Here is a 12121-nt window from a genome sequence, read left to right on the forward strand (position 1 = left end):
ATGGTGGGACGCGGAATTTTAGAAAGGTAATCGCAGCCTGTCAAGAAATAGACAACTTTTGATCGAAATAACATAAAAAAAGGCGCCTAAGGCGCCTTTTTTTCACATTTTGATCACTTAATCCTGGCTTCCGGCCAAGTTAAGTAGATCTGCTAGGTTCTGCTCAGCTTCGCTAGCGGTTACTGCAGGAGCCTCAACTTGGTCAGCACCTGTAGTGCGTTCTTCGTTGCGGTTCTTATGATAAGAGTAACCAGTACCCGCTGGGATCAGACGACCTACAATCACGTTCTCTTTCAGACCGCGTAATTGATCGCTCTTACCACCAACGGCAGCTTCAGTCAGTACGCGAGTCGTTTCTTGGAACGATGCTGCTGAGATGAATGACTCAGTTGCCAAAGAAGCTTTGGTAATACCAAGTAGTTCACGCTCAAACTTAGCAGGTTGCTTGCCTTGAGCTTCAAGCTCACGGTTAGCAATCTTCACGCGAGATACTTCAGCTTGTTCGCCTTCTAGGAACTCACTGTCGCCAGCGTCTGTAATTAGACACTTACGTAGCATCTGACGGATGATAACCTCAATGTGCTTGTCGTTGATCTTTACACCCTGTAGACGGTATACATCTTGAACTTCGTTCACAATGTAGTTGGCTACATGGTGGATGCCGCGCAGACGTAAAATGTCATGTGCTGCTTCTGGACCATCTGCAATCACCTCACCGCGTTCAACTTTTTCACCTTCGAACACGTTTAGGTTACGCCATTTAGGGATCATCTCTTCGTACTGATCACCGCCATCTGCTGGAGTGATTACCAGACGACGCTTACCTTTAGTCTCTTTACCGAACGAGATAGTACCTGAGATTTCTGCAAGAATTGCAGGCTCTTTTGGCTTACGCGCTTCGAACAAGTCTGCAACGCGCGGTAGACCACCGGTAATATCGCGAGTCTTAGAAGACTCTTGTGGCATACGCGCTAACGTATCACCAATGTTGATTTGCGCGTTATCGTCTTTCGAAACAATCGCGTTACCTGGTAAGAAGTATTGAGCTGGAATTTCAGTTCCAGGGATCATTAAGTCATTACCGTCAGCATCAACAAGGCGGATAGCTGGGCGCATCTCTTTACCTGCTGAAGTACGAGCACCTACGTCTAGTACTACAACAGAAGAAAGACCGGTTAGTTCGTCTGTTTGACGTGTCATCGTGACACCTTCAATCATGTCTACGAACTTAACGCTACCTGCAACTTCAGAGATAATTGGGTGAGTATGTGGATCCCAGTTAGCGATGATTTCGCCAGCTGCTAGTTCACTACCCTCTTGCTTCTCAAGCACGGTACCGTAAGGAACCTTGTAACGCTCTTTCTCACGGCCCAGCTCATCAATAACAGCCAGCTCGCTTGAACGAGAAACAATAACCAATTTGCCGTCAACATTGCTAACGTATTTAGCATTATGCAGCTTAAGTGTACCTGCGTTCTTAACTTGAACATTGTTCTCAGCAGAAGCACGCGATGCCGCACCACCAATGTGGAAGGTACGCATGGTAAGCTGTGTACCTGGCTCACCAATCGACTGAGCAGCCACAACACCAATTGCTTCACCGTGGTTAATAATATGACCACGAGCCAAGTCACGGCCGTAACACTTAGCACACACACCGAAGTCTGTTTCACAAGTAATTACGCTACGTACAACAACTTCATCGACGCTGTTTTCTTCAAGCTTGTCACACCACTTCTCGTCAAGCAGAGTATTACGTGGTGCAAGTACTTCATCAGTACCAGGCTTAAGTACGTCTTGAGCAACAACACGACCAAGTACACGCTCACGTAGTGGCTCAACAACGTCACCACCTTCAATTAGCGGCTTCATTGTTAGACCGTGTTCTACGCCACAGTCTTCTTCAATAACCACTAAGTCTTGTGCAACGTCTACTAGACGACGAGTTAGGTAACCCGAGTTCGCTGTCTTCAATGCAGTATCGGCAAGACCTTTACGCGCACCGTGAGTAGAAATAAAGTACTGAAGTACGTTTAGACCTTCACGGAAGTTCGCCACAATCGGCGTTTCAATGATAGAACCATCTGGCTTCGCCATCAGACCACGCATACCAGCTAGCTGACGGATCTGAGCAGCACTACCACGTGCGCCTGAGTCAGCCATCATGTAGATGCTGTTGAATGAAGCTTGAGTTTCTTCTTCGCCATCACGGTTAATCACTGTCTCGGTAGACAGGTTGTCCATCATCGCTTTAGAAACTTTCTCATTCGCGCTTGCCCAGATATCGATCACTTTGTTGTAACGCTCACCCGCGGTTACAAGACCAGATTGGAACTGCTCTTGAATTTCACGTACTTCAGCTTCTGCGTCAGCAACAAGGGTGTACTTCTCTGCAGGGATCTCCATGTCGTTAATACCAACAGAAGCACCCGAGATAGTTGCGAAACGGAAACCTGTGTACATCAATTGGTCAGCAAAGATAACAGTATCTTTAAGACCTAGTTGACGGTAACAAGTGTTCAGTAGTTTCGAAATCTGCTTCTTACCCATGTTTTGGTTAACAAGGTCGAAAGATAGACCTTCAGGTAAGATAAGCGATAGCAATGCACGACCTACAGTAGTATCAACGATACGAGTAGAAGTTGTCTTCTCACCGTTATCATCAATGCTTACTTCGTTTAGACGTACTTTAATGCGAGCGTGAAGCTCAGCTGCACCTGTTGCATAAGCTTTTTCAACTTCTGCTACAGAAGCGAATGCCATGCCTTCACCTTTACCGTTAATGCATTCACGGCTGGTGTAGTACAGACCTAATACAACGTCTTGAGACGGAGTGATTACCGGCTCACCGTTTGCTGGTGACAGAATGTTGTTGGTAGACATCATCAACGCACGCGCTTCTAATTGCGCTTCTAACGTTAATGGTACGTGTACCGCCATTTGGTCACCGTCGAAGTCAGCGTTATACGCCGCACATACAAGCGGGTGAAGTTGGATTGCTTTACCTTCAATCAGTACTGGCTCGAATGCTTGAATACCAAGTCTGTGAAGTGTTGGTGCACGGTTAAGCATCACTGGGTGTTCACGAATTACTTCGTCTAAAACATCCCAAACTTCTGCTTGCTCACGCTCAACCATTTTCTTAGCGGCTTTGATCGTAGTCGCTAGACCACGGCCTTCTAACTTGCCATAGATGAATGGTTTGAATAGCTCAAGTGCCATCTTCTTAGGAAGACCACACTGGTGTAAACGTAGAGTAGGACCTACGGTAATTACCGAACGGCCTGAGTAGTCAACACGCTTACCAAGAAGGTTCTGACGGAAACGACCTTGCTTACCCTTGATCATATCAGCAAGAGATTTCAGAGGACGCTTGTTTGAACCTGTGATTGCACGACCACGACGACCATTATCTAATAGCGCATCAACAGACTCTTGCAGCATACGTTTTTCGTTACGTACGATGATGTCTGGAGCAGCTAGGTCTAATAGGCGTTTTAGACGGTTGTTACGGTTAATCACACGACGGTATAGGTCGTTAAGATCAGACGTCGCAAAACGGCCACCATCTAGTGGAACTAGCGGACGTAGATCAGGTGGTAGAACCGGCAGTACTTTCAGGATCATCCACTCTGGCTTGTTGCCAGATTGGTAGAATGCTTCCATCAGTTTCAGGCGCTTAGTCACTTTCTTGCGACGAGTTTCTGAATTGATTGAAGGTAGCTCTTCGCGCATTTGCTCGATTTGCTCTTCTAAATCAATACCACGTAGTAAGTCTAAAACGGCTTCAGCACCCATTTTAGCTTCAAACTCATCACCGTACTCTTCTAGTGCGTCTAAGTAAGTCTCTTCCGTTAGCATTTGGCCGCGCTCAAGCGAGGTCATGCCTGGCTCGATAACAACAAATGATTCAAAGTACAGTACGCGCTCAATGTCACGTAAAGTCATATCTAGCATTAAGCCGATACGAGACGGAAGTGATTTTAAGAACCAGATGTGTGCAACTGGGCTAGCCAGTTCGATGTGACCCATACGCTCACGACGTACTTTAGTCTGGGTAACTTCTACACCACACTTCTCACAAATTACACCACGGTGCTTAAGACGTTTGTATTTACCACACAAACATTCGTAATCTTTCACAGGACCGAAGATACGCGCACAGAACAAACCTTCACGCTCAGGCTTAAATGTACGGTAGTTAATGGTTTCTGGCTTTTTAACTTCACCAAAAGACCAAGAACGGATTAGGTCTGGCGATGCTAGACCAATTTTAATACCGTTAAATTCTTCAGTCTTGCTTTGCTGTTTAAGAAACTTTAATAAGTCTTTCACGTTTCTCTCCTGAAGGAGTTAAACCGGGTGCTTCGCACGGGGCGAAGCACCGTTAGGTTACCAAAACATTGCTTAAGAGCGATGCTTACTCTTGATCCAACTCGATATTAATACCCAGTGAACGGATCTCCTTCAGCAATACGTTGAAGGACTCTGGCATGCCAGGTTGCATCTGATGGTTACCGTCGACGATGTTCTTATACATCTGAGTACGACCGTTAACGTCATCCGACTTAACTGTAAGCATTTCTTGAAGAGTATAAGCGGCACCGTATGCTTCAAGTGCCCATACTTCCATCTCACCGAAACGCTGACCACCGAACTGAGCTTTACCGCCCAGAGGCTGCTGAGTAACCAAGCTGTACGAACCGGTAGAACGGGCGTGCATCTTGTCATCAACTAAGTGGTTCAGTTTAAGCATGTACATGTAACCAACAGTTACTTCACGCTCGAATTCGTTACCAGTGCGGCCATCGAATAAACGAAGCTGGCCTGAAGATGGTAAGCCTGCAAGTTCAAGCATTTGCTTGATCTCTTTCTCTTTAGCACCGTCGAACGCTGGCGTTGCGATTGGCAGACCAGATTTCAGGTGTTTGGCAAGACGTACAACTTCATCATCAGAGAATGAGTCGATGTCAACTTTCTGTTGAACTTCATCACCTAACTCATAAACTTCTTTGATATAGCCACGTAGCTCAGCAAGTTCGCGTTGCTCTTCAAGCATTTCGGTAATACGGTTACCAATGCCTTTAGCAGCTGCGCCCATGTGAACTTCAAGTACCTGACCGATGTTCATACGCGATGGTACACCCAGCGGGTTCAGGACGATGTCTACTGGGTTACCAGTTTCATCGTATGGCATATCTTCAATAGGACAGATCTTCGAGATAACACCTTTGTTACCGTGACGACCAGCCATCTTATCGCCAGGTTGGATAGTACGTTTAACTGCTAGGTAAACCTTAACAATCTTCAGTACGCCAGGTGCTAAGTCATCACCTTGAGTGATCTTACGACGCTTGATTTCAAACTTCTTATCAAAGTCAGCTTTTAGCTCTTCGTGCTGCTCAGCTAACTGCTCAAGTTCAGTTTGTTTCGCTTCGTCGTCAATAACTTGGATTAACACGTCTTTACGTGGGATCTCAGCAAGTTTTGCTTCAGAGAAACCAGCAGACAGTAACAAGTTACGTGCACGGTCTAAGACACCTTCTTCAAGGATCTTGAACTCTTCGCCTAAGTCTTTACGAGCCTGGCTTACGTGCATTTCTTCAATTTCTAGTGCGCGCTTGTCTTTTTCAACACCGTCACGGGTGAAGACTTGAACGTCGATGATGGTACCTTTTACTGAGTTAGGTACACGTAGCGAGCTGTCTTTAACGTCAGACGCTTTTTCACCGAAGATAGCACGAAGTAACTTCTCTTCTGGAGTAAGCTGAGTTTCACCTTTAGGTGTCACTTTACCTACTAGAATATCGCCACCTTTCACTTCTGCACCAATGTAAACGATACCTGACTCGTCTAGTTTAGACAGAGCAGACTCACCTACGTTTGGAATATCAGCTGTGATTTCTTCACTACCAAGTTTAGTATCACGTGCAATACATGACAGCTCTTGGATGTGAATAGTTGTGAAACGGTCTTCTTGCGCTACGCGCTCAGAAATAAGGATCGAATCCTCAAAGTTGTAACCGTTCCAAGGCATGAATGCGATACGCATGTTTTGGCCAAGAGCCAAATCACCTAAGTCAGTTGAAGGACCGTCAGCTAGTACGTCACCACGAACCACTGGCTCACCAACGAAACAACGTGGACGTTGGTTGATACAAGTGTTTTGGTTCGAACGGGTGTACTTAGTTAGGTTGTAAATGTCGATACCCGCTTCACCTGGAGTAAGCTCGTCTTCATTTACTTTAACTACGATGCGGCTAGCATCAACATAGTCGATTACACCGCCACGTTTAGCAGCAACAACTACGCCTGAGTCAACAGCCAATGCACGCTCAATACCCGTACCAACTAATGGCTTTTCAGCGCTTAGTGTTGGTACAGCCTGACGTTGCATGTTCGCACCCATCAATGCACGGTTCGCGTCATCGTGTTCTAGGAACGGAATCAATGAAGCAGCAACAGAAATAATCTGTTGTGGCGAAACGTCCATGTATTGAATGTCAGCTGCGCGCATAAAGGTAGATTCACCTTTGTGACGACATGCAATCTGCTCTTCAACCATGCGGCCGTTCTTATCAACTTCAATGTTTGCCTGTGCAATAACATAACGACCTTCTTCAATCGCTGACAAGTATTCAACTTCGTCAGTGATCACACCGTCTACCACTTTGCGGTAAGGTGTTTCTAGGAAACCGTATGAGTTAGTACGTGCGAAACTTGCCAAAGAGTTGATCAAACCAATGTTTGGACCTTCAGGCGTTTCAATCGGACATAGACGACCATAATGAGTCGGGTGTACGTCACGTACTTCGAAGCCAGCACGCTCACGAGTCAAACCACCTGGGCCTAATGCAGAAATACGACGCTTGTGCGTCACTTCTGATAGCGGGTTGTTTTGGTCCATGAACTGAGACAGCTGTGAAGAGCCGAAGAACTCTTTCACTGCCGCAGAAATTGGCTTAGCGTTAATTAGGTCTTGTGGCATTAGCTCGTTTAGGTCGCCTAAAGATAGACGCTCACGAACAGCACGCTCAACACGAACTAGACCAACGCGGAATTGGTTTTCTGCCATTTCGCCCACAGAGCGAATACGACGGTTACCAAGGTGGTCGATATCATCGACTTCGTCGAAACCATTGCGGATATCAATGATTTTCTTCATTACCGCAACGATGTCTTCTTTAGACAGAATGCCTTCGCCTTCATCTTCAGCCATTTCTAGACGACGGTTGAACTTCATACGACCTACTTTAGATAGGTCATAACGCTCGTCGCTGAAGAATAGGTTTTGGAATAAGCTTTCTGCCGCTTCCTTGGTTGGTGGCTCACCAGGACGCATCATACGGTAGATTTCAACTAGCGCCTCTAGGCGGTTAGTTGTTGAATCGATACGTAAGGTGTCAGCAATGTAAGCACCGTGATCAAGGTCATTGATAAACAGAGTATCAACGGCTTTGATGCCTGCTAATGAAAGCTTAGCTAGGTCTTCTAAAGTGATTTCGGCATTTGCTGAAACTAATACTTCACCAGTATCTTCGTCGATGTAATCTTGCGCAGCAAACTTACCAACGATGTACTCAACTGGTACTTCAAGATCAGTTGTATTAGTTTTCTCTAGCTGGCGAATGTGACGTGCAGTAACACGGCGACCCGCTTCAACTAGGGTATTGCCTTCAGAATCTTTAATGTCAAAGCTAGAAGTTTCACCACGTAGGCGATCAGGAACTAGCTTCATCACTAATGAGTCTTTCTTAATCTTGAACTCGGTGCGTTCGAAGAATAAGTCTAGAATTTCTTGAGTCGAGTATTCCAATGCGCGCAGAATGATAGTCGCAGGTAGTTTACGACGACGGTCAATACGTACGAATAATGCATCTTTTGGATCGAATTCGAAATCCAACCATGAACCACGGTAAGGAATAATACGAGCGTTATACAGCACCTTGCCTGAAGAGTGGGTTTTACCACGGTCGTGATCGAAGAATACACCCGGACTACGGTGTAACTGAGAAACAATTACACGTTCAGTACCATTGATAACGAAAGTACCATTTTCAGTCATTAATGGGATATCACCCATGTAGACTTCTTGCTCTTTGATATCTTTTACAGTACCAGCAGCAGCTTCACGGTCAAACAGTACCATGCGTAATTTTACGCGTAATGGCGCTGAATAGGTAACACCGCGGATCTGACATTCTTTCACATCAAAAACTGGCTCACCTAGCTTGTAGCTGACATATTGCAGCTCACTATAGCCAGAAAAGCTCTTGATAGGAAAAACGCTACGGAATGCGGCTTCTAAGCCACGTTCACCCGTAGGGTCTTGATCGGTGAACTTCTTAAAAGAGTCTAACTGGATAGACAGTAGGTAAGGGATGTCCAGAACTTTAGGACGCTTACCAAAGTCTTTGCGAATACGCTTCTTTTCAGAATAGGAGTAAACCATGGGTTTCCTCTGCTTACGAGATGTGACCAAGACTGAAATAAACTTAATTAAATCAGCACGTTTGCCCATCACCGTTGATGCAAGAACCTAACCAGTAATCTCTGCTAGGGACTGCTAATAATTGGCGATAAACGGTGAAAAAAAATCGCCTGCGCTTAAAGCGCAAAAAAGCTGACGGTCAAAAAACCGTCAGCCCTCACCCAAATTAATGGGTGACTGAACTATAAGTATAGATTACTTAAGTTCAACTTCAGCGCCAGCTGCTTCTAGATCAGCTTTAAGAGCTTCAGCTTCTTCTTTGCTGATACCTTCTTTAACTGGTACTGGGCAAGATTCAGCCATGCCTTTAGCTTCTTTCAGGCCTAGACCTGTAGCGCCACGTAGTGCTTTAATAACAGCAACTTTGTTAGCACCGTGTGAAGTAAGAACTACGTCGAACTCTGTTTGTTCAGCAGCAGCTGCACCAGCGTCACCGCCTACAGCTACAGCAGCAGCGGCAGCAGAAACACCGAATTTCTCTTCCATTGCTTCGATTAGTTCAACAACTTCCATTACAGACATTTCTGCAAAGGCTTCTAAGATTTGATCTTTAGTGATAGACATTAGAAATATTTCCTATTGTTCTGAATTCAATTTAATTAAGCGGCTAATGTAAAATTAAGCTGCTTCTTTCTGATCGCGTAGGGCAGCCAAAGTACGTACGAACTTGCCAGCAGATGCTTCTTTCATAGTCATCATTAACTGAGCTAGTGCTTCGTCGTAAGTTGGTAGTTTCGCTAAACGATCAATATCAGCTGCAGGGATTAGTTCCCCTTCAAATGCTGCACCTTTAACTTCAAACTGCTCTTGCTCTTTAGCGAAGTCTTTAAGAAGACGCGCTGCAGCACCTGGGTGCTCGTTTGAGAATGCAATTAAAGTTGGGCCAGTGAATGTTTCTACTAGGCACTCAAAATCAGTACCTTCAACAGCACGACGAGCAAGTGTGTTACGTACTACACGTACGAATACACCATTTTCGCGAGCTGACTTACGTAGAGCAGTCATAGCGCCTACAGTTACACCGCGTGAATCGGCAACAACTGCAGAAAGTGCACCTTTGGCAGCTTCGTTGACTTCAGCAACAATTGCCTTTTTGTCTTCGAGTCTTAATGCCATTGGCTTTACTCCTGGATTCTACCTAGGGCTATCCCTAGTATTAACCAACTAAATACTAATGTACTTAGCTACTTACGGTGCAGATTTCCAGCAGAATAAAAATTCTTATCTGGGGCCTGACACCGTCTACGCAGGGAATTAAGTTAGTCGTTTGAATAACACCTGCGGTCTTGGACGGAAGCTGATTTATGTCGATTTAATCGTCACTTACCAGCTTCAACCCACAAGGAGCGCGAATTATACGCTAATTTACGCCCCTTGTATATTACTTAACTTCAGTTAAAGAAGCTTGGTCAACAGCAACACCTGCACCCATAGTGGTAGAGATGCTAACTTTCTTGACGTAAACACCTTTAGCAGAAGCAGGCTTAGCCTTCTTCAGAGCGCCGACAAGTGCTTCTAAGTTTTCTTTAAGCTGTTCAGCGGTGAAATCCACTTTACCGATAGTAGTGTGGATAATACCGTTCTTGTCGTTACGGTAACGAACTTGACCAGCTTTAGCGTTCTTAACTGCTTCTGCAACGTTAGGCGTTACAGTACCAGTCTTAGGGTTAGGCATTAGACCACGTGGACCTAGTACTTGACCTAGTTGACCAACAACGCGCATTGCATCTGGAGATGCGATAACTACGTCGAAGTTCATTTCGCCAGCTTTAACTTGAGCAGCTAGATCGTCCATACCTACAAGTTCAGCGCCTGCTTCTTTAGCAGCATCAGCGTTTGCACCTTGTGTGAATACCGCAACGCGGATGTCACGACCAGTACCGTGTGGCAGTACAGTAGCACCACGAACGTTTTGGTCAGATTTGCGTGGATCGATACCTAGGTTAACGGCAACGTCAACACTCTCAACGAATTTAGCAGTTGCTAATTCTTTAAGTAGAGCAACAGCTTCGTTCATTTCGTAGCTTTTAGTTGCTTCAACTTTTTCGCGGATTACGCGCATGCGCTTAGTTAGCTTTGCCATTATATTAGTCCTCTACTACCAAACCCATTGAACGTGCAGTACCTTCAATTGAACGCATCATTGCTTCAATATCAGCACCAGTCATATCAGCGGCTTTAGTTTCAGCAATTTCCTGAACAGCGCTACGCTTGATAGTTCCCACTTTTTCAGTGTTAGGACGGCCAGAACCAGACTTCAGACCAGCTGCTTTAAGCAGTAGGAAAGACGCAGGTGGAGTCTTAGTTTCGAAAGTGAAAGAACGGTCATTGTATGCAGTGATCACAACAGGGATCGGCATACCTTTCTCGAATTTTTCTGTACGAGCGTTGAACGCCTTACAGAATTCCATGATGTTTAGACCTTTCTGACCCAGAGCTGGACCAACTGGTGGCGACGGGTTTGCAGCACCGGCTGCTACTTGTAGCTTAATATAGCCTTCAATTTTCTTTGCCATTTCGACATTTCCTCTATTTGGGTTCAAACGCTCATCAGCCCAATGCCGACTTGCTCCCCTGAAAACAACGGGTGCGGATTATATAAAAATCCACACCCGCAAACAATCTTTAATTTGCTTTTATTTTAATCAGCTTTTTTCAATCTGACTAAAGTCCAACTCAACAGGAGTTGAGCGGCCGAAGATCATAACAGACACCTTCACGCGGCTCTTGTCATAATCAACTTCTTCAATGGTGCCATTGAAGTCAGCAAATGGGCCATCACATACGCGAACAACTTCACCTGGTTCAAACATCACGCGATGTGTTGGCGACTCGGTCGTTTCTTCTAAGCGTTGAAGAATTGCATTTGCTTCTTTATCTGAAATCGGCGCTGGACGGTCAGAAGTACCGCCAATGAAGCCCATTACACGTGGTACGCTCTTCACTAAGTGCCAGCTTTCATCGTTCATTTCCATTTGGACTAATACATAGCCAGGGAAGAACTTACGCTCACTCTTACGGCGTTGACCTGCACGCATTTCTACTACTTCTTCAGTCGGTACTAATACTTCACCAAAGTAGTCTTCCATGTTGTGCATTTTGATATGCTCAAGCAGTGTCTTACATACTCGACCTTCATAGCCTGAGAATGCTTGAATCACATACCATCTTTTTTTCGCTTCAGTAGCTTCAGTCATGTTTAATGCCTATACGCCAGTAATGAAATTAACGATTCGCAGCAACACTGCATCTAATCCCCAAAGGATTAATGCAACAACACCTGTTGCTGCTAGTACGATAAGTGTCGTGTTACGCGCTTCTTGGCGTGTTGGCCATACCACTTTACGTACTTCAATATGCGCCTCTTTAGCAAAAGTTAGCGCTTCTTTACCTTTAACTGTTTGTGCAGCAATAAAAGCAGCAATTGCGAATGTCACAATAACAGCTGCTGCGCGGGCAACGACACTGGCCTCACCAAAGTATTGGTTACCAATAACTGCAGCTGCGATAAGTAGCACTGCAATGCCCCACTTTACAAGATCCAGAGAATTGCTCTGGTTTTCAGTATTTGTTGTCATCGGTTATTTCCGTTACTTACTACGCCCTACGCTCAAACTTGGTAAATTAAAG

8 protein-coding genes are annotated in these 12121 nt (G+C 45.3%); all 8 read right to left on the reverse strand.

What is annotated here, in order from left to right; genetic code table 11:
- Positions 1 to 117: 117 nt before the first annotated feature.
- On the reverse strand, positions 118 to 4335 hold the full coding sequence (rpoC, locus tag G3R49_RS15765) for a DNA-directed RNA polymerase subunit beta' (protein ID WP_167870305.1): 4218 nt from the start codon (positions 4333 to 4335) through the stop codon (positions 118 to 120).
- Between the two features lie 85 nt (positions 4336 to 4420).
- Complete coding sequence (gene rpoB, locus G3R49_RS15770; RefSeq protein WP_130600048.1) at positions 4421 to 8452, reverse strand: DNA-directed RNA polymerase subunit beta; 4032 nt, start codon at positions 8450 to 8452, stop codon at positions 4421 to 4423.
- A gap of 234 nt (positions 8453 to 8686) precedes the next feature.
- A complete protein-coding gene (rplL, locus tag G3R49_RS15775; RefSeq protein WP_130600046.1) occupies positions 8687 to 9055 on the reverse strand; it encodes a 50S ribosomal protein L7/L12 in 369 nt (122 codons plus the stop codon).
- A 54-nt stretch (positions 9056 to 9109) separates the two neighbouring features.
- Positions 9110 to 9607: a 50S ribosomal protein L10 gene (gene rplJ, locus G3R49_RS15780; protein ID WP_130600044.1), complete on the reverse strand. Its 498-nt coding sequence runs from the start codon at positions 9605 to 9607 to the stop codon at positions 9110 to 9112.
- Between the two features lie 265 nt (positions 9608 to 9872).
- A complete protein-coding gene (gene rplA, locus G3R49_RS15785; RefSeq protein WP_130600042.1) occupies positions 9873 to 10574 on the reverse strand; it encodes a 50S ribosomal protein L1 in 702 nt (233 codons plus the stop codon).
- A 4-nt stretch (positions 10575 to 10578) separates the two neighbouring features.
- Entirely contained in the window at positions 10579 to 11007 is a 429-nt protein-coding gene (rplK, locus tag G3R49_RS15790) for a 50S ribosomal protein L11 (RefSeq protein ID WP_130600040.1), read from the reverse strand.
- A 129-nt stretch (positions 11008 to 11136) separates the two neighbouring features.
- A complete protein-coding gene (gene nusG, locus G3R49_RS15795; protein WP_130600038.1) occupies positions 11137 to 11688 on the reverse strand; it encodes a transcription termination/antitermination protein NusG in 552 nt (183 codons plus the stop codon).
- A gap of 9 nt (positions 11689 to 11697) precedes the next feature.
- A complete protein-coding gene (gene secE / locus G3R49_RS15800) occupies positions 11698 to 12069 on the reverse strand; it encodes a preprotein translocase subunit SecE (protein ID WP_130600036.1) in 372 nt (123 codons plus the stop codon).
- Positions 12070 to 12121: the final 52 nt, after the last annotated feature.

Source organism: Shewanella sp. WXL01 (assembly GCF_012263345.1).
GTDB classification, from domain to species: Bacteria; Pseudomonadota; Gammaproteobacteria; order Enterobacterales; family Shewanellaceae; genus Shewanella; species Shewanella maritima.